The organism is Micromonospora sp. M61 (assembly GCF_018070245.1).
GTDB classification, from domain to species: Bacteria; Actinomycetota; Actinomycetes; order Mycobacteriales; family Micromonosporaceae; genus Micromonospora; species Micromonospora zamorensis.
Genome location: NZ_JAGPYA010000029.1, coordinates 24,814 through 51,504, shown reverse-complemented (window position 1 = coordinate 51,504; position 26,691 = coordinate 24,814). Strand labels below are relative to the sequence as shown.

Below are 26,691 nucleotides of genomic sequence, written 5' to 3'. Positions count from 1 at the left end.
CGTGAGCGACGAGGATCTGTGGCGGGTGCTGCGCGGCATCGCCGACATGCCGTACGGGGCGGGGCAGATCGCCGCGCTGGAGCAGCTGTTGCGTCGGGTCGACGCAACCGACGACCGACACCTTGCCTTCGTCACCCGGATGCAGGCCACCACCGGCTACATCTACGGCGGCGAGCCGGCGAAGTCCTTCGTGACCTTCTCCTGGTGCCTGTCCGAGTTCGACCAGGATCCGCAGCCCTACCACCAGCGGCACCTGCACAACCTGCTCTGGCACTTCAAGTACATGGTCAACGGCCTGCTGAACTTCCCGGAGGTGCCACTCGACCGCACGTACGCCGTGCTGGACGACATGGAACGCCGCTACCGGGCCGGTGGGCACAGCCTGCAGACCGCCCACAAGCATCGGTTCCGGGTCGCCAACCACGTGGGCGACGCCGAGGCGGCCGCGCACTGGTACCGGCTCTGGCAGACCACCCCGCGCGACGCCCTCTCCGACTGCGCCGGCTGTGACCCGACGAGCCAGGTGAACTACCTCGCCGACACCGGGCGGGACGCGGAGGCGGTGGCGTTGTCCGAGCCGGTGCTCGCCGGCCGGCTCACGTGCAACGAGCAGCCGCAGGCGATCCTCACCGCGCTGCTCCTGCCGTACCTGCGGACCGGGCGGGCCGAGTCGGCGCGGGACGCGCACCGGGAGGCGTACCGCCGATTGCGCGGCAACCTCGCCGACCTGTGGGACATCGGCGACCACGTCGAGTTCTGCACGTTGACCGGGAACGAGGCGCGGGCGGTGGAGTTGGTCGAACGGCACCTGGACTGGCTGGACCGGGCACCGTCGCCGGCCGCCGCGATGCACTTCGCTGCGACGGCCGCCGCAGCGCTGCGCCAGGCCGGTCAGAGCGGTGAGGCGACCCTGTACCGCCGGGCTGCCGAGGGCCGACCGGCCGGCGAGGTGTCGGCGTTGGTGCTCGCCGACGAGCTGACACGGACCGCGACCGGGCTGGCGGAGCGCTTCGACGCCCGCAACGGCACCACCCACCAGTCGGAGTGGATCGCCCGCCGGCTCGCTGTGCGGCCGCGCGGCGAGCACCTGCCGCTGTCCGCGAGCGTCCGCCGTCGCCCGCCACGCCCGACGGAGGGCGAGCCGACCACTCCCACGAGCAAGGCCTCTGCGGCGACCGGCAACGTGGTGCGCTCCGGCATGGCCGTGCCGACCGCCGTGCCGGTGCCCGCCGACGCCGGGCCGGACGAGCTGCTGAACCTCGCCGAGCAGAGCTGGGGTCGGCACGACCCGGCCACGTTCCGAGCGGTGCTGGCCGCCTACGACGAGCGGTTCGGTTCGGCCGACCTGCCCCCGCGTACGCTCGCCCACCGGTTGGCGTTGCGGGCGGCCGAGCGCGGCGACGAGGACGACATCCCGGGCGCGATCGAGATGAGCCGAGCGGCACTGGAGGCGTACCGGACGGCGGGCGAGGAGTTGTCCGCCCAGGTGATCGCCGGGCGGCTCGGCGTGCTGCTGACCCGGTCCGACGACGACGCCGACGAGGGGTTGGCGTTGGTCCAGAAGGCAGCCGAGGTGCTGGACCGGGACGGCGACGCCCGGCAGCGGGCCGCCGCCCACGACCGGGTGGCGTTGGCGCTGCTGCACCGGGAACGCTGGGCCGACGCGCTCGCGGCGCTGGACCGGGTGCCGCCCGACGCGGGTGGTGATCCATACCTGGCGGCCCGGGTCGCACTGCACCGGGCGCACCTGCTGGAGCAGGCGGACCGTGTCGAGGAGGCACGCGCCGCCGCCGACGAGTCCCGTCGGATCGGCCGTGAACTGGGCGTCGGTGAGCTGGTCACGGCGGCCTGCCTGGCGTACGCCCGAACGGTGGACGACCCGGCCGAGGCGGTGGCCGCCTGCGACGAGGCACTGCCGCTTGCACCTGCGGACGCGGAGTTGCCGGTTCGCGTCGCCCGTGCCCGCGCGTTGCTCGCCGCAGGCCGGGCCGCCGACGCGGTGGACGACCTCGTCGAGGCGGTGACGCTCTGCGTGGAGCGGGGTGCCGAGGGAGACGCGTTCCTGCGGTGGGAGCTGGCGAACGCGTACCGGATGGTGGGTCGGCTCGGCGAGGCGGCCGAGGTCGCCGAGGAGGCCGTCCTCGGTCTCGACCGGCTTGGCGCCCAGGCCGAGGCGGACCGTTGCCGGCACCTGCTGGCCGGCGTGTACGCCGGTCTCGGCGAGATCGACCCGGCGCTGACCCTGCTGGAGCAGTTGGCCGACAACCTGAATGGTCCCGACAACCTCCCGTATCGGGCGCAGGTGCTGGAGGAGGCCGGCGACATCCTCTACGACGCGGACCGGGACGCGGCCGGCGCAGAGCGGTTCGCCTCAGCCGCCACGGCGTACCGGCTCGGCGGCATGCCGCTGGACGAGCTGCGGGCGCGTCGGCGCGAGGCGTACGCCTGGTTCTGGGCCGACGACCGGCCGGCAGCGATCCGTGCCGTCGAAAAGGTGGACGAGTTGGCGGCGACGCTGGCCGGACAGGCCGAGCCACCGGTGACGTACGAGCTGGCGATGGCGGCCGAGGCCGGGGCGCGGGTGCTGACGGCCGACGGCCGGCTGGACGAGGCGCTGGCGCGACTCACCGGGGTGCCCGACCAGCTGCGGTCGATCGAGGCATTTGGTGAGGCCGCCCAGGTGGAGGGTCTCACCGGCGAGCTGCTGCTTCGACTGGACCGGCCGGCCGAGGCGGAGCCGCTGCTGCGGCGTGTCCTCGGTGGGCTGCCGGCCGACTCGCAGCCGGTCCGCCAGACTGCCTGGCTGCTGGCCCGTGCCCTGGATCTGCTGGACCGGCCCGCCGAGGCCGCCGCGCTGCGGACGGAGCACGACCTCGATCCGGACGACGACTGAGCGCGCCGAGGTGTGCCCAATCGCTGGGTAACCAGCGGCCCCCCGTGGTCAGGTCGCGGTCTACGCTTGCCCGGTGACGGTGGAACAGCAGGCACGGGGTGCGGCGGGCGCGGGCCGGCGCAGGTCCCGCAAGGACGAGATCCTGGAGATCGCGGTCGGTCTGTTCGCCGCCCGTGGCTACCACGGTGTGTCGATGGACGACATCGGTGCGGCGGCGGGGGTCACGGGTCCGGCGCTCTACCACCACTTCGCCGGCAAGGAGGCCATGCTGGCCGCCGCGCTGATCCCGGTCAGCGACGGGTTGCTGGCCGGTGGGCGGGAACGTGCCGCCGGCCGCCCGGACGACCCGCGCGGTGTGCTGGAGTCGCTGATCGACTTCCACGTCGAGTTCGCGCTGGCCAACCCGGCGGTGATCGCGTTGCACCTGCACGAGTTGGATCGCCTGCCGGAGGAGCCGCGACGGCAGATCCGTCGCCTGCAACGGCTCTACGTCGAGGAGTGGGTGACAGTGCTCACCGCGTTGCACCCGGGCATGCCCGACGGTGAGGCTCGGGTGCTCGCGCACGCCGCGTTCGGTCTGATGAACTCGACCCCGTTCCTCGGTGGCGAGGTGGACCGCCGACGCCGTGCCGAGCTGCTGCGCGGCGCGACCCTGGCCGCACTGCTCGCCTGAGGCCGACTCGCTCGCCTGAACCCGACTCGTCAGAAGCCCGTCGCTCATGATTCCCTGACTACCGTCCCACCATCCGGACGCCGGGAGGAAACATGATCGAGTCACTGCTGGTCGCCAATCGGGGCGAGATCGCCCGCCGGATCATCCGGACCGCCAAGCGGCTCGGCATCCGCGCGATCGCTGTGTACTCGGAGGCCGATGCCGACCTCCCGTTCGTGGCCGAGGCGGACGAGGCCGTTCTCATCGGCCCGCCGAACCCGGCGCAGAGCTATCGCAACGCCGAGGCGATCCTCGCCGCCGCGAAGGCGACAGGTGCGCAGGCCATCCACCCCGGTTACGGCTTCCTGTCGGAGAACGCCGAGTTCGCCCGTACCGTCGAGTCGAGCGGCCTGATCTGGGTCGGGCCCGACGCGGACGCGATCACCGCGATGGGCGACAAGATCAATGCCCGGAACCTGATGGCGGCCGCCGGCGTTCCCGTCGCGCCCGGCACCACCGACCCGGCCGCCGACCTGGACGCGGCGGTTACCGCCGCCGCCGGGATCGGCTACCCGGTGATGGTCAAGGCCGCGGCCGGTGGCGGCGGCATGGGCATGGGCGTCGCCGTCGACGAGGCCGCGCTGCGCACCGAGTACGACAAGGTGCGCGCGTTCGCCGAGCGGATGTTCGGCGACGGCTCGGTGCTGATCGAGCGGTACTTCCCCCGGGTGCGGCACGTCGAGGTGCAGATTCTCGGCCTGGCCGACGGCCGGGTGGTGGCGCTCGGCGAGCGGGAGTGCTCGGTGCAGCGACGCAACCAGAAGCTGGTCGAGGAGTCGCCGTCCCCGGCGGTGTCGCCGGAGCTGCGATCTCGCCTCTTGGCGGCGGCGGTGCGCGCGGGTGAGGCGGTCAGCTACCGCAACGCGGGCACCGTGGAGTGTTTGCTCGATCCGGAGACGAACGAGTTCTTCTTCCTGGAGATGAACACGCGCCTTCAGGTGGAGCACCCGGTGACCGAGTACGTCTACGGCGTCGACCTGGTCGAGGAGCAGTTGCGGGTGGCGTCCGGGCTGGCGCCGACGTTCGACCCGGACGCGTTGGCGCCGAGCGGTCACGCCATCGAGCTGCGGATCAACGCCGAGGACCCGAAGCGCTTCCTGCCCGGCCCGGGTGTGGTCAGGACGTGGGTGGAGCCCACCGGCGAGGGTGTGCGGGTCGACTCCGGTTACACCGAGGGCAACACGGTCACCCCGTTCTACGACAGCCTGCTGGCCAAGCTCATCATCAGCGGCGCCACCCGTGACGAGGTGCTGGAGCGGGCGAAGACCGCGGTCGCCGCCTTCCAGATCGAGGGCCCGAAGAACAACGTCCCCTTCTTCGCCGAGCTCCTGACCAACGAAGAGTTCCTCTCCGGCGCCTACGACACGGGCATCGTCTCCCGAATGCGCTGACCGGCCAGGCCGTCGCCCCTGCGGGGAGGCAGGACTGGTTCGTTCGCCCTTTGCTCTGCTTACCTATAGGCGACAGCGGTTGTCCGGATGACGGACAGTAGCCGTCGCACATAGGGCAGCAGAGCAAAGGGGCCGACATGCTGTCCCGATCCGACGTCACAGCGAGGTGACCGATGAGTCAACTGCCAGATTCCGTCTCCATCCGTGAGGTCGGGCCACGGGACGGGTTGCAGAACGAGGACCCGATCCCGACCGACGCCAAGGTGCGGCTGCTCGACGCCCTCTCCGGCACCGGCGTACGCCGAATCGAGGCGGTGTCGTTCGTGCACCCCAAGGCGATCCCGCAGATGGCCGACGCCGACGAGGTGTGGCAGCGGGCGGTCAAGGCCGACGGGGTGCGGTACTCGGCGCTGGTGCCGAACACCCGGGGCGCCCAGCGGGCCCTCGCCGCCGGCTTCACCGAGATCGAAGTGGTGGTCTCCGCCAGCGACACGCACAACCGGCGCAACGTCAACCGGTCGACCGACGAGTCGCTGGACGACATCGCTGAGCTGATCGACCTCCTGCACGGCGCGTCCGCGCAGGTCGAGGTGATCGTGGCGACCAGCTTCGGCTGCCCGTACGAGGGTGACATCGACCCGGCGCGGGTGGCCGGCATCGTCGACCGGGTGGTCCGCGACGGCGCGGACCGGGTCGCGTTCGGCGACACCACCGGCATGGGCACCCCACGCCGGGTCCGCGAGCTGCTGACCGCGGTACGCGACCGCAACGCGCACGTGCCGGTGCTGCTGCACTTCCACAACACCCGGGGTACGGCGCTGGCCAACCTGTTGACCGCGCTGGAGCTGGGGGTGACCGAGTTCGACGCCAGCGTCGGTGGCCTGGGCGGCTGCCCGTACGCGCCGGGAGCGAGCGGCAACCTGGCCACCGAGGAGGCCGTGCACATGCTGCACGACATGGGCATCGACACTGGCATCGACCTGGCGGCCCTGATCGAGGCGGCGGAGCTGGCCGAGGAGTTGCTCGGCAAGAAGCTCCCGTCCGGCGTGCTGCGGGCGGGCCCGCGTACCCGCCTGACGCCGATGCCGAGCTGAGCGGTTCGGACGCGACGAAGGGGCCGGCGCGCGTGCACCGGCCCCTTCCACGTGCCAGGTCGATCAGCTCACGGAGGTGAGCGCGCTCGGCCAGCTGTCGCGGAAGATGTCCGCGCTGCGGTCGGTGGCGCTGAACGTGCCGGCGAAGAGGTTGCTCACCCGGCTCGCCTCGGCGGAGCTGGGGTAGGCGTTGGTGCAGCTGGTGCCGGCGCTGCCGCCGGACATCAGCAGCGCGCAGTTCCCGTTGTAGTTGTCCGGCAGGCCGAGAATGTGCCCGATCTCGTGGGTCATGATCCGCAGCACGCTGTACTGGGCGGCCTGCTGGGTGTCGATGTAGACCCGGCCGTTGCCGAGGCTGGTCCGCTGGGCGTACGAGCCGCCGCCGGTGATCCGGTAGATCCGGAGGTTGGAGCCGCAGTTCGCCGAGAGGGTCAGGTTCACTGTGGCGTTGTTCCAGATCGATGCGGCCTGGTTGGCGACGCTGGCGTAGCTGCCCGCCTGGCTGGTGTTGTAGCAGATGGTCATGGCGGCGGACGCGGGCGACGGGTTGGCGACCGTGACGCCGAGGGTGGCGAGTGCCGTCGCGAGGAACGCGACCGCGAGCCGATTGAGTCGTGAGGTCATCGCTGACTCCGATCTGGGAGGGGGGTGTCAGGAGCCTAGCGATAAGCATTCATCTTTTTCAATGTCTTGCGTCAAGCTTCGCCGTCTGATTCGCCCGTGGGTCGCCGACGGTCGTGCCGATGCGCTAGCCTAACGATCGTTCAGGTCGTTATGGCGAGGGAGTCGGCGTGACGCTCGACGGTGAGGCACTGGAGCAGCTGCGCAAGCGGGCCCGGTCCGGCGGCGCGGACAAGTACCACGCGGCCAACGCGGCCAAGGGCAAGCTGTTCGCGCGAGAGCGGGTCGCGCTCCTGGTCGACGAGGGCTCCTTCGTCGAGGACGGCCTCTATGCCAACACGATGGCCGAGGGGCTGCCCGCCGACGGGGTGGTCACCGGCACCGCCACGATCGACGGCCGACAGGTCTGCCTGATGGCCAACGACTCCACCGTCAAGGCCGGCAGCTGGGGCGCCCGCACCGTCGAGAAGATCATTCGGATCATCGAGCGGGCGTACGGCGCCGGTGTGCCGATGGTCTACCTGGTCGACTCGGCCGGCGCCCGGATCACCGACCAGGTCGACCTGTTCCCCGGCCGCCGTGGCGCCGGCAAGATCTTCTGGAACCAGGTGCGCGCCTCCGGCTCGATCCCGCAGGTGTGCGCGCTGTTCGGCCCGAGCGCCGCCGGAGGGGCGTACATTCCGGCGTTCTGCGACGTGGTCGCCCTGGTCGACGGCAACGCGAGCATGTATCTGGGCTCGGACCGGATGGTCGAGATGGTCACCGGCGAGAAGACCACCCTGGAGGCGATGGGCGGGGCCAAGGTGCACACCGCCGAATCCGGGGTCGGGCACTTCCTCTGCAAGACCGAGGCCGACGCGCTCGACGTGGTGAAGACCTACCTGTCGTACCTCCCGGCGAACTGGACGCAGGCGCCGCCGACCGCCCCGGCCGTCGCCGCCCCGGCCAAGGCCGACCTTGCCGCGCTCGTGCCGGCCAGCGAGCGGCAGGCGTTCGACATGCGGCGCTACGTCAAGGGTCTGCTCGACGAGGGTTCCTTCTTCGAGATCCAGGCCCTCTGGGCCAAGGAGTTGACCATCGGCTTCGGCCGACTCGACGGCCAGGTCGTCGGTGTCGTCGGCAACAACTCGATGTTCAAGGGCGGCGTGCTCTTCGTCGACTCGGCCGACAAGGCGACCCGGTTCGTGCAGCTCTGCGACGCGTTCAACGTGCCGCTGCTGTTCCTCAGCGACGTGCCCGGCTTCATGGTCGGCAGCGTGGTGGAGAAGCAGGGCATCATCCGGCACGGCGCGAAGATGATCACCGCGATCTCCGAGGCGACGGTGCCGAAGATCTGCGTGGTGGTCCGCAAGGCGTACGGCGCCGGCCTCTACGCGATGGCCGGTCCCGGGTTCGAGCCGGACGCCACGATCGCGCTGCCGACCGCGAAGATCGCGGTGATGGGGGCCGAAGCCGCCGTGAACGCGGTCTACGCCAACAAGATCGCCGCCATCGCGGACGAGAACGAGCGGGCCGCCTTCGTCGCCGCGAAGCGGGCCGAGTACGAGCAGGACATCGACGTCGTCCGCCTCGCCAGTGAGCTGGTGGTGGACGCCATCGTCGAGCCGCAGGACCTGCGCACCGAGCTGGTCCGTCGGTTCGCGGCGGCGCGTACGAAGGACCGGCACTTCTCCCGCCGTCGGCACGGCGTCACCCCGGTCTGATCCTCGATCCGGGCCCCCCACAGCGACCCGCCCCGGCGTCACGAGCGCCGGGCGGGACCGTCCTTACAGGAGGATGAGATGGACTTCCGGCTCACCGACGAACAAACGGCGCTGCGGGACAGCGTGCGGGACTTCGCGCGCGAGGTGGTCGCCCCGGTCATCGCCGAGCACTACGAGCAGCACACCTTCCCGTACGAGGTGATCCGGCAGATGGGCAAGATGGGCCTGTTCGGCCTGCCCTTCGGCGAGGAGCACGGCGGCATGGGTGGCGACTACTTCGCCCTCTGCCTGGCCCTGGAGGAGATCGCCCGGGTCGACTCCAGCGTGGCCATCACGCTGGAGGCGGCGGTGTCATTGGGCGCGATGCCGATCTACCGCTTCGGCACCGAGGAGCAGAAGGCGACCTGGCTGCCCAAGCTGCTCAGCGGCGAGGCGCTGGCCGGTTTCGGTCTCACCGAGCCGGGCACCGGCTCCGACGCCGCCGGCACCCAGACGCGGGCGGTGCTGGACGGCGACGAATGGGTGATCAACGGATCGAAGGCGTTCATCACCAACTCGGGCACCGACATCACGGCCATGGTGACAGTCACCGCGGTGACCGGCACGAACCCGGACGGTTCCAAGGAGCTGTCGACCATCATCGTGCCGTCCGGCACGCCCGGGTTCACTGTGGCGCCGGGCTACTCCAAGGTGGGATGGACCGCCTCGGACACCCACGAGCTGACCTTCGACGACTGTCGCGTGCCGGCTGCCAACCTGCTCGGTGCACGGGGCCGGGGTTTCGCCCAGTTCCTGCGCATCCTCGACGAGGGCCGGATCGCCATCGCCGCGCTGGCCGTCGGCCTCGCCCAGGGCTGCGTCGACGAGTCGATCAAGTACGCGAAGGAGCGGCACGCCTTCGGCCGGCCGATCGGCGCCAACCAGGCGATCCAGTTCAAGATCGCCGACATGGAGCTGAAGGCGCACACCGCCCGGCTGGCCTACTACGACGCCGCCGCCCGGATGCTGGCCGGCGAGCCGTTCAAGCGGCAGGCCGCCATCGCCAAGCTGCACGCCAGCACGATCGCCGTGGACAACGCCCGGGAGGCTACCCAGATCCATGGCGGGTACGGCTTCATGAACGAGTACCCGGTGGCCCGGTTCTGGCGGGACTCCAAGATCCTGGAGATCGGTGAGGGCACCAGTGAGGTGCAGCGCATGATCATCGCTCGGGATCTGGGCCTCTGAGAGATCCAGTCGGACACCCGCACCGGGTGGACCGCCAGTACGGCTGTCGGGTTTCGGCGGGTGGGCGTCAATAGCCCGACGTTCGACTGCCGAGCGTCGGAGTCGATCCGTACTCTTCGTGCCCATGACTCCGGATCATGATCGGTCGCGGAGCCCGGCTGGTCGTACCGCCCTGTCGGAGCTGCTCCGCGAGCATCGACGCGCCGCCGGCCTGACCCAGGCCGAGCTGGCGTCCCGGGCCGGGGTGGGTGTGCGGACGGTGCGTGACCTGGAGCGCGGTCGGGCGGTCCGGCCGCAGCGCACCACAGTGGACCTGCTCGCCACGGCGCTGGCGTTGACCGACACCGGCCGGGCGGCGTTCCTGGCCGCGGCCCGCGGCTCCGCCGGTGAGCTGGTCCGCCCGGACACCACCTCGCCAGCGCTCGCGGTCAGCGGCAGAACCACGTCCGCCGACCGGCCGGTGAACCTCCCACCACCGGTGACGCTGATCGGCCGGGACCGCGACATCACCGAGCTGACCGGAATGCTGACGGCGGAGCGCGGGCCCCGGCTGGTGAGCCTGGTCGGGTTGGCCGGGGTCGGCAAGACCGCCCTGGCGACGTCGATGGCGCACGTGGTGGCCTCGGCCCACCCGGCCGGCGTGACCGGGGTGCTGATCGGCGAGGGCTCGGACGGGCCGGACGTGCTCGCCGCCTCGATGTCGGTGCTTGGCGCGGCACGGCTGCCGGACCTGGTGGCCCGGCTCGCCGGGCAGCCGGCGCTGTTGGTGATGGACGCGGTGGAACGCGCCCCGGGGCCGGTGGCCGCGACGCTGCACCGGCTGCTCGCGGCCCTGCCCTCGCTGCGGGTGCTGGTCACCGGACGGCACCCGGTTGGCCTACCCGGCGAGCGGGTCTGGCCGGTCTCCCCGCTCGACGTGCCGCCACCGGACGCCGAACGCTCCGGGCTGGCCACGCTCGAATCGTGGCCGGCTGTCGCGTTGTTCACCGCCCGGCTCGCTCAGGTCCGCCGGGAGACACCCACACCCGACGAGCTGCCAGCGCTTGCCGCGCTGGTTCGTCGCCTGGGCGGGCTGCCGCTGGCCATCGAGCTGATGGCCGCCCGGGGCCGGCTCCTCGACCTCACCGAGCTCCTCGACCGGTACGGCGACCGGGTGCTCGACCTCGCCACTCCCGCCGATCCCCCCGTCCACCCCGGTTGGGACCCGTTGGACGCGTTCACCCCGGGGTCGAGCGGCCCGGAGACCACCCCGGCGGTGGCCACGGTCACCCTGCGCGACGCGGTGGCGACGAGCTACCGACTGCTGGCGCCGGACGAGCGGGCGGCGCTGCGGCAGCTCGCCGTGTTCGGCAACCGCTGGTCGGTGGAGCTGGCCGAGGAGATGCTCGCCGACGAGGCCGACCGGGACGGCACGGTGGCGATCGATCCTGTTCCGCTGTTGGACCGGCTCGTCGAGCTGGGGCTGCTGGGCGTACGCGGCACCGGGTCGTTCCGGTTCCGGCTGCTCGACGCTGTCCGTGACTATGCCGTGGAGCAGGCGGCCGGCGAGGGTGAGCTGACCTGCATCCGGCGGCGGCACGCGGAGGTGATCGCGCGGTTGGTGGCGCGGACCGCGATCGACCTGATCGGCCCACGAATGTCCGACGCGGTGCACCGGCTGGACGAGATGAGCAGTGACATCAGCTCGTCGCTGTCCCACGCGGCCACCGACGACCCGTTGACCGCGCTGCGACTGGCGGCCTGTCTGACCCGCTGGTGGCGGTTCCGTGGGCGCGACGTCGTCGGACGACAGTGGCTGCACCGGCTGCTGGCCGACCCGCGTACCGCCGACGCCGATCCGGTCCTGCGTGGCTGGGCCGCGCTCGGGGTTGCCCGGCTCGCGGCCGAGCACGGCGCGAGCGCCGAGGAACTGCCGACGGCGCGCGCGGCGTTGGACACCTTCCTGGAGGCCGGCGACGTCACCGGGGAGTTGGAGGCGCGCACCGTGCTCGGCAACCTGTTGATCTCCGTCGGCCGGCACGACGAGTCTCGCGAGCAGGCCGAGGTGGTGCTGCGGCTGGCCGCCCGCAATGGGCGGACCCGCGACCTGGCGGTGGCCCAGAACAGCCTGGCCTGGCACGAGATCCGGGTCGGTGACCTGGCTGCGGCCCGACGCCGGCTCGCCGCGGTGGACCGGCTCGCCGCCGAGAGTGGGGAGCAGCGGCTGCGGGTGCTGGCCTGGGCCAATCGCGCCGAGGTCGCCCGCCTGGAGGGCTGGTACGCGGACGCCGTCGACCATGGTCGGCGGGCGATGGCGGGGTTCTCCGAGCTGGGCGATCCCGGGCACCGCCGCCGGGTGCTGGGAACGGTCGGGTTGGCGCTCGCCCAGGACGGGCGTGCTGCCGAGGCGACCGAGGTGCTCACCGAGCTGCGTACCGGGGTGGCCGAGGCTGCGGCGGCCGGGTCGGGGCGGGTCCTGCCGCGACCGCGCTCCGGTGACGCGGCACTGCCCTGGGGTGGACCGGACGCCGGGCTCTGCGCGCTGATCGAGGGGAATCTCGCGCTGCACCGGGGTGACCGGGAGTTGGCTGCCGAGTGGTTCGCCGCTGCCGCCGACGAGGCGGGCCGGGATCGCCGGGACGTGGTGGAAGCGCTGGTGGGGCTGGCCGCGAGCACTGCCGATCCGGCCGTGCTCGACCGGCTCGCCCGGGCCTGCCAGGAGAGCGGCATCCAGCTGCTGCCGCAGGAGACCGGACTGCTCTACGCGTTGACCACCGCCCGGGAAGGGCCGGCGGCCCAGTAAACCCGACCGTGTCGGCCGCCTCGGGCGCGCCCGAGGCGCCCGGGGGCGAGAGTGGCGCGGGCGAAGAGCCCCCTTGGTGCTACCCCTCGCTGATCGCCCGCGCCGTCACCCCCCGGTGATCCCCGGTGCAAGAAGCCTGCCACCGCTGCGACGGCAGAAAGCCGGCTTCGCCCGGATCATCCAGCTTGGCTCAGCCAGTTCTGCCGGTCTTTCTGCCGGTGCTGTCACCCCGCCCACCCTCGGGTGTGCTCAGGACCGGGCGGCGTCGGTCTGCTGCTCGAAGCTGGTGTCGTCGCTGCCGGCGGTGGCGCACGGATGCGCGGCGTCGCGGACCCGGCGCAGCCCGTCGAGAAGGGCCGCCAGTGCCTCGGGGTCGAGTTGGCCGGTGAACCATTGCTCGATCATCTGCAGGTGCCCGGGCAGCGTCTCGTTCAGTCGCTGCATGCCGGCGGCGGTGACCACGGCGTACGAGCTGCGCCGGTCACTCGGACAGGCGCGCCGGGTGAGCAACCCGTCACGTTCCATCCGGTCCACCACACGGGTCACTCCGCTGGTCGACAGGGAGGTCTGCGCGGCGAGGTCGGTCATGCGTAGCTGGTTGCCCGGTGAGCGGGCCAGACGGGTGATGACCTCGAACTCGACCGCGGAGAGGCCGTGCTCTTCGAGTTGGGCGTTGAACCGGGCTGAGAGCCCGGCGTGTGCCTCGAAGAGCAGGCCGACGGCGGTGATCCGGGGATCGTCGAAGACGTTGGTCACCGGTTCATCGTAGCAGTACTTGACACGGGGAATATTGCAGTGGTTATAGTTGCTCAGGCAGTCGTTGGGCTACTAAACAATCTCCTGGAGGACAGCAGCATGACCAGCAGCATCGATGCGGTTACCCGCGACTGGGACGGCCTCACCATCCCGGCGGCCGGCACCTACGCGCTGGACGTGGCGCACAAGCGGGTTGGCTTCGTTGCCCGGCACATGATGGTGAGCAAGGTTCGCGGTGAGTTCAACGAGGCGACCGCCACCATCACCATCGCCGAGGACCCGCTGCAGTCGTCGGTCGTCGCGACCATTCAGGCGGCCAGCATCGACACCACGCAGGCCGACCGGGACGCACACCTGCGCAGCCCCGAGTTCCTGGACTCGGAGAAGTTCCCGACGCTCGAGTTCCGCAGCACCGGGGTCAAGTCCCGTCGTGGCAACGAGTTCGTGCTCACCGGTGAGCTGAGCATCAAGGACGTCACCCGCCCGGTCGAGCTGGAGGTGGAGTTCGAGGGTGTCGGCCGCAGCCCCTTCGGCCAGGACATCTTCGGTTTCTCGGCGAGCACCGAGATCGACCGCGAGGAGTTCGGCCTGACCTGGAACGTCGCCCTGGAGACCGGGGGCGTGCTGGTCAGCCGCAAGATCAAGATTGAGATCGAGGGCGAGGCCGTCCGTCAGGCCTGATCCCTCCCGGATCAACCACGCAGGGCCCGCGCCGCACGTCGGCGCGGGCCCTGCGTCGTCTCTGACATCCGATGCCGAGGTCGTGGTAATTGTCACGAGTTGTTCTCACCGCCATCGGGTCCTGGCGGCTGACGGCGGGGTACAGATGGCGCCACGAGCAGCGTCCGCTCGGGTCGATGTCGGATCACCGCCATTGGCCTCTGGCCCCGGTCAGGTGGGCGCTCTTACCGTGATGGTTCACAATGCGCTTCCGGGACGGCAGGATCCCGACCGCGCCGGTTGTCGGGAGGACACCACATGGGCAGGGACGTCTCGCAGGGCGCCTTCACCCGGGATGATCGCGTCCGGTACCGGCAGAAGGTGCGGCGGTGCCTGGACGTCTTCGCCCTGATGCTGGACGACTTCGGGTTCGACGCCGACCGACCGATGACCGGCCTGGAGATCGAACTCAACCTGGTCGACTCGGCGGCCGAGCCGGCGATGCGCAACGAGGAGATCCTCGCCGACATCGCCGACCCCCTTTTCCAGACCGAGCTGGGGCAGTTCAACCTCGAACTCAACGCCGAGCCCCGGCTGATCGAGGGCACCGGTTTCGCCGAATACGAGCATGACCTGCGCGGCAGCCTCTCCCGGGCCGACGAGCGAGCGGCCAGGTCCGACGCCAAGATCGTCCTGGTCGGCATCCTGCCCACCCTCACCGAGGGGCACCTGGTCGAGGACAATCTCTCCACCAACGAGCGCTACCGGGTGCTCAACGACCAGATCGTCGGCGCTCGGGGCGAGGACATCGAGCTGGACATCCGTGGCGTCGAACAGCTCCGCACGCACACCGACTCGATCGCCCCCGAGGCCGCCTGCACCAGCCTCCAGTTCCACCTCCAGGTGGCACCGGACAGCTTCGCCGACTACTGGAACGCGTCCCAGGCCATCGCCGGTGTGCAGGTGGCGGTCGGCGCGAACAGCCCCTTCCTGTACGGCCGTCAACTCTGGGCCGAGACCCGGATCGCCCTTTTCCAGCAGGCCACCGACACTCGTCCGGATGAACTGAAGGCCCAGGGCGTACGGCCCCGGGTGTGGTTCGGCGAGCGGTGGATCACCTCGATCTTCGACCTGTTCGAGGAGAACGTCCGGTATTTCCCGCCGCTGCTGCCGATCTGCGAGGACGAGGACCCGGTGGAGGTGCTGCACGCCGGCGGTGTGCCGCAGCTCGGGGAGCTGAGGTTGCACAACGGCACGGTCTACCGGTGGAACCGCCCGGTCTACGACATCATGAACGGCCGTCCGCACCTGCGGGTGGAGAACCGGGTGCTCCCGGCCGGTCCGACGGTGGTGGACATGCTCGCCAACGCGGCCTTCTACTTCGGGCTGGCCCGCGGTCTGGCCGAGTCGGACCGCCCCATCTGGAGTCAGCTCACCTTCAGCTCCGCCGAGGAGAACTTCCACGCCGCCGCCCGGCGTGGCCTCGACGCCGTGCTGCACTGGCCCGGGCTCGGTGAGGTGCCGGTCACCAAGCTGGTGCTGGAGCAGTTGCTGCCCACCGCCGCCGTCGGCCTGGACGGGTTCGGTGTCGCCCCGGCCCAGCGGGACCGGCTGCTCGGCATCATCGAGCAGCGCTGCCGGACCGGTCGCAACGGCGCCGTCTGGCAGACCGAGGCGGTCTGGGCGGCGGAGCGGCGGCACGGCATGGACCGGAAGGACGCGCTGCACCACATGGTCCAGCGTTACGCGGAACTCCAACGCACCAACAACCCGGTCCACACCTGGCCAGTCCCCTAACCCCCACCCCGCCCACACCCGCGTCGATCATGAAGTTGTTGCCACGACACGCTGCGTGGGATGGCAACAACTTCATGGTCAACAGAGCAGGGCAGTCCTCAGTCCGTCGTGGGGCGGGTGGCGCGGCGGGTTGAGCGGGTGCGCCGGGCGCTTGACGTCGGATCCTCGGTGGTGGATGGGGCGACAACCGGAACGTCCGGGTTCACGCGTGGTGCGGGCACCCTGGGTGTCGGACCCTCGTTCGGCGGGGAGGCCGCCTCAGTTGCCTGCGGTGCGGTGTCGGCCCTGCTGCGCCGACCTGTGGTGCGGGTCGACGAGTCGGGGGCCGGTGGCGCGGGATCGGCTTCGGCGACCGCAGTGGGCGTGACCCGGGCGGTCGGAGTCGGCCCGCCGTCGGTAGCCGGGGTCAGTTCGGGCTCAACGGTCGAGGTCGGGCCGGTGGTCGTACCCGGCGAGGCCGCGCCGCGGTGCGCCGCCCGGTGCCGGTCGGCCCGCTCGGCGAGGACGGCGGCCAGCACCGAGCCGCCGACCCCGGCGATCACCGCGTACGGGGCGATCAGTTGGGTGGACAACTGCGCGGGGCCCAGGGTCGACCAGTGCGGCAGTGTGGTCAGGTAGGCGAGCGCGACGAGCACCGGACCGGCAGCGCCGGAGGCTGCCGCGCCGACGCGGTGCCCGGCCGGGCGGGCGGCCCGCCGGGCGGCCAGCAGACCGATCAGCAGCGCGGGTACGAGTGCCAGCAGCGCGCCGGGCCAGTAGAGCTGGTCACCGATCCAGTACCGCGAGTGGTCCGGGTCGAGCTGCCAGGTGCCCAGTTGAGCACCGGTCAGCCCTCGCCCGACGCGTACCCCGTCAATGACCGAGACCACCGCGAGCAGCCAGAGCCAGGCGGCCGTCGCGGTCACGTTGACCGCGGCTGCCCGGGAGCGGAGCGCCCAGATCGCGACGAGTACGCCCAGCAGGATCCCGAGCGTCGCCTGGACGGCGGCGGTCCGTTGCGGTGCGCCGGTGTCCGCGCCGGTCGCGACCCGCGCGGGCACGGCGATCAGCAGCACCGTCACCAGGCCGCCGATCCCGGCGCCGAGCGCGAGGGCGACCCGGCGCAGCAGACCGCCACGGTCGTCGGGCGCGGCCACCTTGCTCGCCTGGGGGTCGGCGGCACCGGTGGCAGGTGGAACTCCGCCACTCTGGGACGCCTGATCGAGCACGGTGGCGGGCTCGGTCACCTGTGGCTCGACCGTTGTCGGTGTGGTGCGTTGGTGCAGTCGCTGCGCGCAGACCGCGCCGAGGACCGTTGAGCTGGCAGCGAGCCAGGTCGCCCAGGCGAGGCCATCCGCCCAGGCGGTGTCGGTGGCTCCGGCATCGGTGGGCGTCCAGGTGATGACGCCCAACCCGTAGCCGAAGCCCAGTTGGGCGGCGCCCGCGCCGGCAGCGACCCCGATCGCCGTGGCGATCGACACTCCCCAGCCCTGTCTGGCCATGCCGGGCAGCGTAACGTCCCGTCGTCGGCGCGGCGAGTCGCACGACCCGCCGGTATGAACGGCCCGGCGCAACAGGTTGGGCGACGGGCGGTACGGTCGCCGGTGATGAGGCGGTGGGCGGTATGACGGACACGAACACGGGCCGACAGGATGCCGTCGGTGGTCAGGACGGCGGCGGCGCCGGCCGGGCCAGCGTGCTGCTGGGCGGTGGGCTGGCCGCTGTGCTGCTCGCCGCGGTCGGCGCGACGGGCGGTTGGCTGCTGGCCGGCGAGGACGGCGCATCCTCGGGGGATCCGTTGGCGGTCGCGACGACCGGTTCGCCGACGAGCCGGGCCACCGCTTCACGGCCGAGCACCGGCCGGGCCACACCGTCGACCGTCCGGACCTCCGCCACCGCGACCAAGGGTGCGGGTCTGACCGTGCCACCGGTGATCGGCACCGACTTCGTGCAGGCTCGGGACGCGTTGCGCAAGCAGCGGCTGGGCTGGCGGTTGGTCTTCGGAGGCGGCACCGGCCGTACGGTCGAGAGCACCTCACCCGCCGTGGGCACCGCGGTCACCCGGGGCACGACCGTGCAACTTCAGGTGTCCGGGCCGGCGCCAGCGGCCGAGGTGCCGGACGTGATCGGGGACAACTGCGACAAGGCCGTCAACGAGTTGATCGACGAGGGCCTCTATCCGCGTTACGTCAGTGGACGCAGCGGAAAGGTCACCCGGCAGGAGCCGGCCGAGGATGGCCCTGCCCGCTGGAACGACGAGGTCAGCATCTGGTGTGGGGCGGACGCCCCCGAACAGCCGACCACGAAACCCACGCCCTGACCTCGGTGGGAGCTGATTCTCGGCGGCGGCTTGCGCGGCCCCGCCGCGGATCGGTAGGCCGCGACCGGCGCGACTCGACACGCTGATCCCCACCGAGGGCGCTACGGCCGGCTAGGTTGACGGTCCGAGGGCCATGACGCCCGTCCGGTCCGGGAAGGGACGAGCGATGAGCGACGACCGCCAGGAGCCTCCCGCCGGCGAGCACGACGACGACCGGACCCGCCCTCTGCCACCGGCCGCCCGGCCGGAACCACCGCAACCGGCTCGACCTGCCCCCGCGCCGGATGAGACCGCACCGGTCACTCGGCCTGCGGCTCCGGATGAGACCACGCCGATCGACCGCACCGAGCCGGCTGGTCCCGCCCTGTCGCCGGACCAGACCATGCCGATCGACCGTTCCGCCGGTATGCCGTCGGGCGCCCCGAGCGACCAGACGAGGCGGATCCCCGCCGAGCCGCCGAGCGCGCCGCCGAACCCGCCGTCGTGGTCTGGACGGGCCGAGGTGCGGCCGCCCCGGTCGGCGGAACCCGCCGGGGAGTGGTACGTGGAGGAACAGGGCGGCCGGCGATGGTGGCTGCCGATCCTCTGGGGTGTGCTCGCGTTGCTGCTCGTCGCCCTGCTCGGGGGCGCCCTCTGGCTGGTGCTCTCCAGCCGGGAGAACGATCGGGACGACCCGGGGTCCACCCCGTCGCTCCCGTCCGCCAGCGCGACCAGCGCCGCGCCGACCAGCGCGTCCCCGACCTCGGCGGCGCCTACCAGCGAGACGCCGAGCAGTTCGGCGACCACCACGGCACCGGAGGAGGTGCCGGTGCCGCCACTCACCGGCCTGCCGCAGGCCACCGCCGAGGGGTTGCTGGACCGGCTCGGCCTGGCCCACCGGGTGGTGTACCGGTCGTCGGAACTGCCGCCCGGGACCGTGGTGGGCACCGAGCCGGAGGCGGGCACGTCGGTGTCGACCGACGACGAGGTGTTGTTGGTGATCTCCCAGGCCCGACCCTCGACCGGGGCGAGCCCGACCACGGCGCGCCCCACGGTGACGAACACGCCGTGACCGGTGGTCACCACATCCGACGGCGGGTGCCGACCAGGCCGAGGCCGGCCAGCGAGATGGTGAGGCCGAAGATTCCGGACCAGAACAGGGAGCGGCGGACGTCCGTCGCGGTGTGTCCGGCCGGGGCTGCTTCGGTGAGTTCCTGACGCCCGTCGGACTGGCCGCCGGCACCGTGGCCGGCCGCCGGGGTGGTCGGGTCGGCAACTCCGGCGTGGCTGCTCCGAGCGTCGGCGCCGATCCAGCCGGGGTCGTCGCGCACCGATGGATCTGCGTCGTAGGGAGGGTCGACGTCGACCACGGTGATCTCCGGTGCGGGCACCGGCGCGGTCAGCCGGGTGGACGACATCGCTGGGTCGCGGACGAGGACCAGCAGTGTGGCCATCGCCCCGAGGAGGGCGAGTAGTCCGAATGCGTAGGCGATACGGGAGCGGTGGTGCCGCCGCAGGGCGGGCTGATTGACCATGACCATCCCAGGGTCAGGGTCCTGGACGTACGGGTGGAACGGTGCCGGGGTGGGCGTACCGATTCTATGGCGACGGCACGCCCACCGGCGGCGGATCGGGTCGGTCAGCCCACCCGGAGTGGGGTACGGGCGACCGGCCGCCGGGCCCGCACGGTGTGCGGACGGGGCTCGGGGGCGGCCTGCAGCTGCTCCAGCCCGGCCCGCTGGACGAAGATCGAGCGTCGGTTGACCGCGTCGCCCGCGGCGTTCAACTCGTAGCCGTCGAGCCAGAGCCAGCCGTCATAGGTGGGCCAGTCGAGCACCCGGATCACCCGGAACTTGATAGGCCTGAGGAACTGGACACTCGCCGCGCGAGTCACGTGCAGTACGTCACCGGTGCGGGGAAGCACATGGGCTCCTGGGGAGGATCGGCCGGCCGTGGTGCCGGCGGTGCCTGAACGGGGGACGTCTCGGCCGGCGACGGGGTCGTGCCTCGTGAACCGGTGGTGCGGATGGTGGTGGTCGGGCCGTACTCCGCTGGTGACGTGCCGCCACCCGACCACCACCCGACTGCTTCCGGGAACCGCGCCCGCCGCCGCAGCTTGCCGGCTTGCAGCGGCGGGGTCATCACCCCGGAGCAGGTCTGGGTATCGTCGGCCGGGTCCGCGTCGTGTCCGGCTTCCCCGGCTCGGTGGGGTAACCACTCCGAGGGACCGGACGGAGACGCTGAGTGATCCGTGCCATACGGACAGACTGCATCAGGGACGTGCTTCATGCAAGTTGCACGTCGACTTTTGCCGATACGTGAGCGTGTCGCGCGAAAGGCCTATTGAAGCCATCCGCGTCCGGACGGCACACTGAGGGCCGGTATCGCCCGTCGCGGCCGGCCGAGGACCGGCACCACCCCCTTCGTCGCGAACGCTCGCCGGTCGACGGTCGCGCCCCCGGCGGGTGTCACCCAGTGGCGCGTGACCGGAGGTAGCCCGAGTGGGGTCGAGCAGCCAGCGGCGGAGACCAGTGGCGCACGGGTTGCGCCATGAGTGAGAGGCGCAGTCCCACCATCAGACGGCGACGGCTCGGTGCCGAGCTACGCCGCCAGCGGGAGTCCGCCGGAATCACCATCGAGGTGGTCGCCGAGCAGTTGGAGTGCTCCGCCTCGAAGGTCTCCCGGATCGAGACCGGCCACACCACGGCCACCCCTCGCGACGTGCGGGACATGCTGCGGATCTACGGGGTGGTCGGCGCCGAGAGCGACGAGCTCGTGCAGATCGCCCGGGAGGCGCGCCAGAAGGGCTGGTGGCACCCGTACAGCACGGTGCTCGTCGGCGCGTACGTCGGGCTGGAGGCGGCGGCGAGTTCGATCAGGGCATACGAGCAGCAGGTCGTGCCGGGTCTGCTGGAGACCGAGGAGTACGCCAGCGCCATGATCCGCGCCGCTCGGCCGGACTTCACCCCCGACCAGGTGCACCAGAGAGTGCGTGTCCGTCTGGGCCGTCAGTCGTTATTGACCCAGGACGATCCGGTCGATCTGTGGGTGGTGCTCGATGAGGCGGTGGTAAGTCGGCCGGTGGGCGGGGACGAGGTGATGCGCGGCCAGCTCAAGCGGTTGGTCGAGGTGGCCGAGTTGCCGAACGTGACGCTGCAGATCCTGCCGTTCGAGGTTGGTGCGCATGCCGGCATGGACGGCACTTTCACGATCCTCAGCTTCCCTGAGCCCGGTGATCCGGATGTTGTGTACGCGGAGAACGCCACGGGTGGGCTTTTCCTCGAGAAGAGCGACGAACTACAGAAGTACAGCTTCATCTTCGATCACATCCGCGCTGCGGCCATACGTCCGGAGGAGTCCGTCGCACACATCGCAAAACTGGCAGAGGAGCCGTTGTGGAAATGGCGACCAAGGGGTTCCCCGTGAACCTGGCGCAGGCAGCATGGTTCAAGAGCTCGAAGAGCGGGCCGAACTGTGACAACTGCGTGGAGGTGGCATACGTGACGGGGGCGGTCGGAGTGCGGGACTCGAAGGACAAGGCGGGCCCAGCCCTAGTCTTCGCGCCGGGTGACTGGCACGCCTTCGTCGCCGGCACGCGAGGCGGTGCGTTCGGCGTGGCCTGACCGAGTGATCAACAAAGTCCCCGTCCGGTCCTCCGGACGGGGACTTTGCCACGGCCGGGGAAAAGCCCTGGTGGGAGGCCGGTTCGTGACGGTGGTGGGTGAGGTTCCGTGGGCGATCCCGTCGCCACAACGCGCCCGTCTCGTTGAACCGGTCGGTACGGCGATGGCCAACGGTCTGCCGCACCGACCCGCAACCGAGCGAGTAGGCGAGACGGATGACGACGATCGGTTCAGAAAATCTCACCAACGGTCCGGCCAAGCCGGAACGATTCGGTGGCAAGTACCGCGGCGCCCGTCGGGACACCGTTCTGACCGAGGTGGTTTCGACGGACCAGGAGTTGAGCGGGCGGGAGGGGTCCTCCGAGTCGACGGACCCGCCGCTCTCGCTGCCCTCGCTGGACCCGAATCCGTTGATCGAGCCGTCGTTTCCGCCGACTGGCTGGCCGATGGAGTCCACCGAGTCCCTTGCCGACCATCCGTTGCTGCGTGGCCTCCTGATGGAGTTGCCGCCGAAGGGCAGTGCGCCGCCGCAGGAGTGGCTGGACCGTTGGTTCGAAGCGACCAGGGCAATCCTGGAGCTGCTATACGTGCAGGGGGTTGGTCGCCCGCGTTGACCGTGGCACGTCGGGCTGGGCCCGCTCGGCGAGACGGCTGTGGCGTAGCGCGTGCCGGACCGCGATGGCGGCCACCGCGAGCGCGCCCACGGTGATCGCCGGCCCGGTGACACTCGGATCGGCGCCGAGGTCGGTGCCGTTCGCCGCGATCACCGCAGGCACCGTGGCCAGGGCGGTCACCTGCAGTGGCAGCCCGAGCAGCGGGTGGGCCGCGGCGGCGCGCAGCCCGTGCGGCGCAGGTGTCGCGGGCGCGCTGGCGAAGGCGCCCGCGCCAGCCCACAGCCGGCGGACCCGGCGTACCGAGCAGACCGCGGCCACGAGCGCCGGCCCGGCCGCCAGGCCGAGCCCGGCGGCGGCCCGGTCGACCGGCGTGGTGCCGGCGCTGAGCAGACCGCCGCCGAGCACGGCCGCGGTGAGCGCCACCCCGGTGAGGGTCAACACCAGCAACCATCCGGTACGTCGGCGCAGCACGCGGGTGTTGTGCAGCCGAGGGAGGCCGTCGGCAACGACGCCGGCGGCCAGCCAGAGGGCGGCGACCGGAAGCAGGATGGTGAGCTGACTCTCCATGTTCGAGAGTCTTTCCCGGATCGACGCGAGGCGAATCCGGGCCGGTCCCCCGTTCGTCCCGGACGTCGTGCCCGTAGGGGGCATCCTCCTGGAGTTATGGACGTTTCGACATGTCCAACTGCCTGTGCCCTGATCTACCCTCAGCTGGATCGGCAATGGTCGATTGATTCAGGGGACCGGCGGTCGCGTTCCGCCGCCGGTCGGAGGGAGGTAGGAAATGGGTCTTCCACGAAGGTCCGTGCTGGTCGGGGTGGCCGCAGCGACCATGCTGGCCGTCGGCGCTCCAGCGCTGGCAGCCGAACCCACCGGAGCGGTCCGGGCCGCGGGCGGTCCCACCGCCGTGCCGGACAGCTACATCGTCGTACTCAAGGACAGCGCGGTGGCCCGGGACCGGGTCGGTGACACCGCGAAGCGGCTCTCCGGCCGCCACGGTGGCACGGTGGCCCGCACCTACGGCGCGGCGCTGCGCGGCTTCGAGGTCAAGGTCAGCGCGAGCGCGGCGGCGCGGATCGCGGCCGACCCGGCGGTGGCGTACGTCGAGCAGAACCACACCGTCTCGATCTCCGGAACGCAGGCCAACCCGCCCTCCTGGGGCCTGGACCGGATCGATCAGCGCAACCTGCCGCTGGACAGCTCCTACACCTACCCGAACACGGCGAGCAACGTGCACGCCTACATCATCGACACCGGCATCAAGTTCTCCCACAACGACTTCGGTGGCCGGGCGACCTCCGGCTACGACGCGGTGGACGGCGGCTCGGCCGACGACTGCAACGGGCACGGCACGCACGTCGCCGGCACCGTGGGCGGTTCCTCGTACGGGGTGGCCAAGGCCGTCCAGCTCGTCGGCGTACGGGTGCTGAACTGCTCCGGCAGCGGCACCAACGCCGGCGTGATCGGCGGTGTCGACTGGGTCACCGCGAACGCGATCAAGCCGGCTGTGGCCAACATGAGCCTCGGCGGCGGCGCGAACACCTCACTGGACAACGCCGTCCGCAACTCCATCGCCTCGGGTGTGACGTACGGCCTGGCGGCCGGCAACGACAGCGGCGCGAACGCCTGCAACACCTCGCCGGCGCGTACCACGGAAGCCATCACGGTCGGCTCGACGACCAACACGGACGCCCGGTCGTCGTTCTCCAACATCGGCACCTGCCTGGACATCTTCGCGCCCGGCTCGTCGATCACCTCGGCCTGGTACACGAGCAACACCGCCACCAACACGATCAGCGGCACCTCGATGGCCACGCCCCACGTGGTCGGAGCGGCGGCCCTGGTGGCCAGCGCCAACCCGGGCTGGACCCCGGCGCAGGTCCGCAACCAACTGGTGGCCAACGCGACCCCCAACGTGGTCTCCAACCCCGGCTCGGGTTCGCCGAACCTGTTGCTCAACGTGGGCACCGGCACCACCCCGCCGCCGCCCACCGGCTGCACCGGCACCAACGGCTCCGACGTGTCGATCCCGGACGCCGGCGCCGCGGTCACCAGCTCGATCACCATCTCCGGCTGTGGACGCAACGCCTCGTCGACCTCCACCGTCGCGGTGAACATCGTGCACACCTACCGCGGTGACCTGGTCATCGACCTGCTCGCGCCGGACGGCAGCGCGTACCGGTTGAAGAACAGCAGCACCTCGGACAGCGCCGACAACGTGAACGCCACGTACACGGTCAACGTGTCCGGTGAGGCCGCCGACGGCATCTGGCGGCTCCAGGTGCGGGACACCTACTCGGCCGACACCGGCTACATCAACACCTGGACCCTGACCGTCTGACCGGTCTCCCACGGCCGAGGCCCCACCGGAAGACCGGTGGGGCCTCGTGCCGTACGGGATCGGGTCAGACCGAGAAGGTGGCCGGCATTTCGGTGGCCGGCACCGGCGGGCGGGCCTTCCACAGGCCGGTCTTCTGGGCGGCGAGCCGGCTCAGGTAGGCCGGGTTGAGGATGACGTAGCGGCGCCAGAGCCTCTTCGGCTCCAGACCCAGACGCCAGAACCACTCCAGGCCGGCGCGCTGCATCCATGACGGGGGCTGGCGGAGCAGCCCGGCGTGGTAGTCGAAGGCCGCGCCGACCGCCATCAGCGGCATGTCGAGCAGCGGTCGCATGGCGTACGCGAAGACCTCCTGGCGCGGGCAGCCGAGCCCCACCAGGACCAGCCGGGCACCGCTGGAACGGATCCGGTCGGCGATCTCGGCATCCTCACCGGGCTGGGCGGCACGGAACTTCGACGGCTCCACCCCGGCGATCTTCAGCGCCGGGAACATCCGCTCCAGGGCCGGGATCAACCTGGCGAGGGTCTCCTCGGTCGAGCCGTACAGGTAGACCGGAAGGCCCTCGTCGGCGAAGCGCGACAGCACGTGCAGCGTCAGAGTCGGCCCGTAGACCCGGTCGGTGAGCCCGGCGTGGTGCAGCAGGTTGAGCGCCCAGCGCACCGGCTGCCCGTCCGGAGTGACCACGTCGAAGGAGTTGAGCCGCGCGTTGTGCGCCGGGTCCAGCACTCCGGTCATCACGCCGTGCACGGCCAGCGCGGTCAGCGCGAGCGGGCGCCGCTCGTGAGCCGCGGTCACCACCGCATCGGTCGCCGTGGCGTAGTCGGTGGCGTCGACCAGGACACCGAGGACGTTGCGCTTGGTCCGTGGCGTGGTCATGACTGGGGCACCCATTTGCCGACGTTGGCCTCGTAGATCTCGCGCAGGATCATCGGCACGTCGTATGTGATCTTCCAGTCCGGGTACTGCTCCTCGAACCGGGCCATGCTGCTGACGTACCACTGGTGGTCGCCGGTGCGGTTCTGCTCGACGTAGTTGATCCGTGCCTCGCGGCCGGTGATCTCCTCGGCGATCCGGAACGCCTCGATGTGGGAGGTGTTGGAGTGCCGGCCGCCGCCGAGGTTGTAGACCTCGGCGGAGCGCGGAGCCCGGAAGAATGCCTCGAACGCGGTCAGCACGTCATGCGAGTGGATCGCGTCGCGGACCATCTTGCCCTTGTAGCCGTACAGGTTGTATGTGCGGCCCTCCATGACGCAGCGCATCAGGTAGGCCAGGAACCCGTGCAGTTCGGCCGCGGAGTGGGCCGGGCCGGTCAGCGTGCCGCCCCGGAAGCAGGCGGTCTTCATGTCGAAGTAGCGCCCGTACTCCTGGACCATCACGTCCGCGGCGACCTTGGAGGCGCCGAAGACCGAGTGCAGCGAGTGGTCGATCGACATCTCTTCGGTGATGCCCTGGTGCCAGCGGTGGTCCTCGGGCAGCTCGTACCGTGTCTCCAGCTCGACCAGCGGCAGGCTGTTGGGCCGGTCGCCATAGACCTTGTTGGTCGAGCAGTGGATGAACGGCGCATCGATCGCGTGCTGGCGGGTGTTCTCCAGGATGTTGAGCGTGCCGCCGGCGTTCACGTCGAAGTCCGTGTACGGCTCCTTGGCGGCCCAGTCGTGGCTCGGCTGCGCGGCGCTGTGGATCACCACGGCGATGTCCGAGCCGTACTTCTTGAAGACCTGCTCCAAGCCGTCCCGGTCCCGGATGTCCACCGCGTAATGGGTGTACGAGTTGCCCAGGTCCCGGCCGAGCCGCTCCAGGCTCCACGAGGTGGAGCCGTCCTCGCCGAAGAAATACCGGCGCATGTCGTTGTCGATGCCGACGACGTCCAAGCCGAGGCCGGCGAAGTGCCGGACCGCCTCGGAGCCGATCAGGCCACCCGAGCCTGTCACCAACGCGACACTCACACGCCACTCCTGGTCCATCGGAGGCAGAATCCAACGCAGCATAGCGTGACGTCCGGCACGTCCCGATATGACGGAAGGGCCCCGCATCAAGCGGAGCCCTCGTCGGTGGTGGGGATGGGGGGAGTTGAACCCCCACGCCCTTTCGGGCACACGGACCTGAACCGTGCGCGTCTGCCATTCCGCCACATCCCCGTGGCACGACCCGGAACACTGTAGCCGCCCCGGTCCCCCTGTCTCCAGTGGGCCTCGGGAATA

Annotated in this window: 23 protein-coding genes and 1 tRNA gene; 15 read left to right on the top strand and 9 right to left on the bottom strand. The window is 71.1% G+C overall.

Annotated features, from left to right (window positions below):
• Position 1 precedes the first annotated feature (1 nt).
• From KBX34_RS18270 to KBX34_RS18255, 4 genes are all read left to right on the top strand, one after another.
• Positions 2-2,893, top strand: a complete 2,892-nt coding sequence (locus KBX34_RS18270) for a hypothetical protein (protein WP_210925981.1) — start codon at positions 2-4, stop codon at positions 2,891-2,893.
• 73 nt (positions 2,894-2,966) lie between these two features.
• A complete protein-coding gene (locus KBX34_RS18265) occupies positions 2,967-3,566 on the top strand; it encodes a TetR/AcrR family transcriptional regulator (protein WP_088950830.1) in 600 nt (199 codons plus the stop codon).
• Positions 3,567-3,658: 92 nt separating this feature from the next.
• Complete coding sequence (locus tag KBX34_RS18260) at positions 3,659-4,996, top strand: acetyl/propionyl/methylcrotonyl-CoA carboxylase subunit alpha (RefSeq protein ID WP_210925979.1); 1,338 nt, start codon at positions 3,659-3,661, stop codon at positions 4,994-4,996.
• A 182-nt stretch (positions 4,997-5,178) separates the two neighbouring features.
• Entirely contained in the window at positions 5,179-6,090 is a 912-nt protein-coding gene (locus tag KBX34_RS18255) for a hydroxymethylglutaryl-CoA lyase (protein ID WP_172862251.1), read from the top strand.
• Positions 6,091-6,153: 63 nt separating this feature from the next.
• Here the strand turns inward: KBX34_RS18255 and KBX34_RS18250 are convergent, their stop codons facing one another.
• On the bottom strand, positions 6,154-6,714 hold the full coding sequence (locus KBX34_RS18250) for a snapalysin family zinc-dependent metalloprotease (protein WP_088950833.1): 561 nt from the start codon (positions 6,712-6,714) through the stop codon (positions 6,154-6,156).
• 167 nt (positions 6,715-6,881) lie between these two features.
• Between KBX34_RS18250 and KBX34_RS18245 the strand changes: the two genes are divergently transcribed.
• The 3 genes from KBX34_RS18245 to KBX34_RS18235 all read left to right on the top strand — a co-directional run bounded on the left by KBX34_RS18245 (position 6,882) and on the right by KBX34_RS18235 (position 12,423).
• Positions 6,882-8,414: an acyl-CoA carboxylase subunit beta gene (locus KBX34_RS18245; protein WP_210925978.1), complete on the top strand. Its 1,533-nt coding sequence runs from the start codon at positions 6,882-6,884 to the stop codon at positions 8,412-8,414.
• 78 nt (positions 8,415-8,492) lie between these two features.
• Positions 8,493-9,641, top strand: a complete 1,149-nt coding sequence (locus tag KBX34_RS18240) for an acyl-CoA dehydrogenase family protein (protein WP_210791830.1) — start codon at positions 8,493-8,495, stop codon at positions 9,639-9,641.
• 124 nt (positions 9,642-9,765) lie between these two features.
• Positions 9,766-12,423, top strand: coding sequence for a helix-turn-helix domain-containing protein (locus KBX34_RS18235; RefSeq protein ID WP_210925977.1), 2,658 nt, complete (start codon positions 9,766-9,768; stop codon positions 12,421-12,423).
• Positions 12,424-12,672: 249 nt separating this feature from the next.
• On the opposite strand, the gene KBX34_RS18230 is transcribed toward KBX34_RS18235, so the two are convergent.
• Complete coding sequence (locus tag KBX34_RS18230) at positions 12,673-13,179, bottom strand: MarR family winged helix-turn-helix transcriptional regulator (RefSeq protein ID WP_099849546.1); 507 nt, start codon at positions 13,177-13,179, stop codon at positions 12,673-12,675.
• 99 nt (positions 13,180-13,278) lie between these two features.
• Between KBX34_RS18230 and KBX34_RS18225 the strand changes: the two genes are divergently transcribed.
• Both KBX34_RS18225 and KBX34_RS18220 read left to right on the top strand, forming a co-directional pair.
• Positions 13,279-13,860 (top strand): YceI family protein, encoded by a 582-nt coding sequence (locus KBX34_RS18225; protein WP_088950838.1) that lies wholly within the window; start codon positions 13,279-13,281, stop codon positions 13,858-13,860.
• 297 nt (positions 13,861-14,157) lie between these two features.
• Positions 14,158-15,636, top strand: coding sequence for a glutamate--cysteine ligase (locus KBX34_RS18220; protein WP_210925976.1), 1,479 nt, complete (start codon positions 14,158-14,160; stop codon positions 15,634-15,636).
• A gap of 98 nt (positions 15,637-15,734) precedes the next feature.
• On the opposite strand, the gene KBX34_RS18215 is transcribed toward KBX34_RS18220, so the two are convergent.
• Positions 15,735-17,117: a hypothetical protein gene (locus KBX34_RS18215; RefSeq protein ID WP_210925975.1), complete on the bottom strand. Its 1,383-nt coding sequence runs from the start codon at positions 17,115-17,117 to the stop codon at positions 15,735-15,737.
• Between the two features lie 122 nt (positions 17,118-17,239).
• Between KBX34_RS18215 and KBX34_RS18210 the strand changes: the two genes are divergently transcribed.
• On the top strand, positions 17,240-17,935 hold the full coding sequence (locus KBX34_RS18210; RefSeq protein ID WP_099849551.1) for a PASTA domain-containing protein: 696 nt from the start codon (positions 17,240-17,242) through the stop codon (positions 17,933-17,935).
• Between the two features lie 166 nt (positions 17,936-18,101).
• A complete protein-coding gene (locus tag KBX34_RS18205; protein WP_210925974.1) occupies positions 18,102-18,986 on the top strand; it encodes a PASTA domain-containing protein in 885 nt (294 codons plus the stop codon).
• A gap of 7 nt (positions 18,987-18,993) precedes the next feature.
• Here KBX34_RS18205 and KBX34_RS18200 read toward each other — a convergent pair whose 3' ends face one another.
• Both KBX34_RS18200 and KBX34_RS18195 read right to left on the bottom strand, forming a co-directional pair.
• The gene (locus KBX34_RS18200; protein ID WP_088950843.1) at positions 18,994-19,455 is read right to left on the bottom strand and encodes a hypothetical protein; all 462 of its coding nucleotides are present in this window, start codon (positions 19,453-19,455) and stop codon (positions 18,994-18,996) included.
• A 98-nt stretch (positions 19,456-19,553) separates the two neighbouring features.
• Entirely contained in the window at positions 19,554-19,838 is a 285-nt protein-coding gene (locus KBX34_RS18195; protein WP_088950844.1) for a hypothetical protein, read from the bottom strand.
• A gap of 626 nt (positions 19,839-20,464) precedes the next feature.
• Between KBX34_RS18195 and KBX34_RS18190 the strand changes: the two genes are divergently transcribed.
• The 3 genes from KBX34_RS18190 (at position 20,465) to KBX34_RS18180 (ending at position 22,151) form a co-directional block, all read left to right on the top strand.
• Positions 20,465-21,340 carry a helix-turn-helix transcriptional regulator gene (locus tag KBX34_RS18190; protein WP_088950845.1) on the top strand — a complete coding sequence of 292 codons (876 nt, stop codon included), beginning with the start codon at positions 20,465-20,467 and terminating at the stop codon, positions 21,338-21,340.
• On the top strand, positions 21,316-21,537 hold the full coding sequence (locus KBX34_RS18185) for a DUF397 domain-containing protein (protein ID WP_088950846.1): 222 nt from the start codon (positions 21,316-21,318) through the stop codon (positions 21,535-21,537). Before KBX34_RS18190 ends, KBX34_RS18185 begins: the two co-directional genes overlap by 25 nt.
• A gap of 215 nt (positions 21,538-21,752) precedes the next feature.
• Entirely contained in the window at positions 21,753-22,151 is a 399-nt protein-coding gene (locus KBX34_RS18180) for a hypothetical protein (RefSeq protein ID WP_141912017.1), read from the top strand.
• Here the strand turns inward: KBX34_RS18180 and KBX34_RS18175 are convergent.
• Positions 22,119-22,718, bottom strand: a complete 600-nt coding sequence (locus tag KBX34_RS18175) for a hypothetical protein (protein ID WP_141912018.1) — start codon at positions 22,716-22,718, stop codon at positions 22,119-22,121. The two genes, KBX34_RS18180 and KBX34_RS18175, sit on opposite strands and share 33 nt — an antisense overlap.
• Before the next feature lie 217 nt (positions 22,719-22,935).
• Between KBX34_RS18175 and KBX34_RS18170 the strand changes: the two genes are divergently transcribed.
• The gene (locus KBX34_RS18170; RefSeq protein ID WP_088950849.1) at positions 22,936-24,492 is read left to right on the top strand and encodes a S8 family serine peptidase; all 1,557 of its coding nucleotides are present in this window, start codon (positions 22,936-22,938) and stop codon (positions 24,490-24,492) included.
• A gap of 64 nt (positions 24,493-24,556) precedes the next feature.
• Here the strand turns inward: KBX34_RS18170 and KBX34_RS18165 are convergent, their stop codons facing one another.
• The 3 genes from KBX34_RS18165 to KBX34_RS18155 form a co-directional block, all read right to left on the bottom strand.
• Entirely contained in the window at positions 24,557-25,366 is an 810-nt protein-coding gene (locus KBX34_RS18165) for a WecB/TagA/CpsF family glycosyltransferase (RefSeq protein ID WP_374223697.1), read from the bottom strand.
• Positions 25,363-26,478, bottom strand: a complete 1,116-nt coding sequence (locus KBX34_RS18160) for an NAD-dependent epimerase/dehydratase family protein (RefSeq protein ID WP_210791844.1) — start codon at positions 26,476-26,478, stop codon at positions 25,363-25,365. The genes KBX34_RS18165 and KBX34_RS18160 overlap by 4 nt, the downstream gene beginning before the upstream one ends.
• A gap of 64 nt (positions 26,479-26,542) precedes the next feature.
• Positions 26,543-26,628, bottom strand: a tRNA-Leu gene (locus tag KBX34_RS18155).
• Positions 26,629-26,691 lie beyond the last annotated feature (63 nt).

What these genes read in the sequence shown, in the direction of transcription:
- KBX34_RS18260 (WP_210925979.1), top strand. Translation starts at nt 3,659, where the DNA reads ATGATCGAGTCACTGCTGGTCGCCAATCGGGGCGAGATCGCCCGCCGG.
- KBX34_RS18250 (WP_088950833.1), bottom strand. Translation starts at nt 6,714, where the DNA reads ATGACCTCACGACTCAATCGGCTCGCGGTCGCGTTCCTCGCGACGGCA.
- KBX34_RS18240 (WP_210791830.1), top strand. Translation starts at nt 8,493, where the DNA reads ATGGACTTCCGGCTCACCGACGAACAAACGGCGCTGCGGGACAGCGTG.
- KBX34_RS18235 (WP_210925977.1), top strand. Translation starts at nt 9,766, where the DNA reads ATGACTCCGGATCATGATCGGTCGCGGAGCCCGGCTGGTCGTACCGCC.
- KBX34_RS18225 (WP_088950838.1), top strand. Translation starts at nt 13,279, where the DNA reads ATGACCAGCAGCATCGATGCGGTTACCCGCGACTGGGACGGCCTCACC.
- KBX34_RS18220 (WP_210925976.1), top strand. Translation starts at nt 14,158, where the DNA reads ATGGGCAGGGACGTCTCGCAGGGCGCCTTCACCCGGGATGATCGCGTC.
- KBX34_RS18215 (WP_210925975.1), bottom strand. Translation starts at nt 17,117, where the DNA reads ATGGCCAGACAGGGCTGGGGAGTGTCGATCGCCACGGCGATCGGGGTC.
- KBX34_RS18210 (WP_099849551.1), top strand. Translation starts at nt 17,240, where the DNA reads ATGACGGACACGAACACGGGCCGACAGGATGCCGTCGGTGGTCAGGAC.
- KBX34_RS18205 (WP_210925974.1), top strand. Translation starts at nt 18,102, where the DNA reads ATGAGCGACGACCGCCAGGAGCCTCCCGCCGGCGAGCACGACGACGAC.
- KBX34_RS18200 (WP_088950843.1), bottom strand. Translation starts at nt 19,455, where the DNA reads ATGGTCATGGTCAATCAGCCCGCCCTGCGGCGGCACCACCGCTCCCGT.
- KBX34_RS18190 (WP_088950845.1), top strand. Translation starts at nt 20,465, where the DNA reads ATGAGTGAGAGGCGCAGTCCCACCATCAGACGGCGACGGCTCGGTGCC.
- KBX34_RS18185 (WP_088950846.1), top strand. Translation starts at nt 21,316, where the DNA reads ATGGCGACCAAGGGGTTCCCCGTGAACCTGGCGCAGGCAGCATGGTTC.
- KBX34_RS18180 (WP_141912017.1), top strand. Translation starts at nt 21,753, where the DNA reads ATGACGACGATCGGTTCAGAAAATCTCACCAACGGTCCGGCCAAGCCG.
- KBX34_RS18175 (WP_141912018.1), bottom strand. Translation starts at nt 22,718, where the DNA reads ATGGAGAGTCAGCTCACCATCCTGCTTCCGGTCGCCGCCCTCTGGCTG.
- KBX34_RS18170 (WP_088950849.1), top strand. Translation starts at nt 22,936, where the DNA reads ATGGGTCTTCCACGAAGGTCCGTGCTGGTCGGGGTGGCCGCAGCGACC.
- KBX34_RS18165 (WP_374223697.1), bottom strand. Translation starts at nt 25,366, where the DNA reads ATGACCACGCCACGGACCAAGCGCAACGTCCTCGGTGTCCTGGTCGAC.
- KBX34_RS18160 (WP_210791844.1), bottom strand. Translation starts at nt 26,478, where the DNA reads ATGCTGCGTTGGATTCTGCCTCCGATGGACCAGGAGTGGCGTGTGAGT.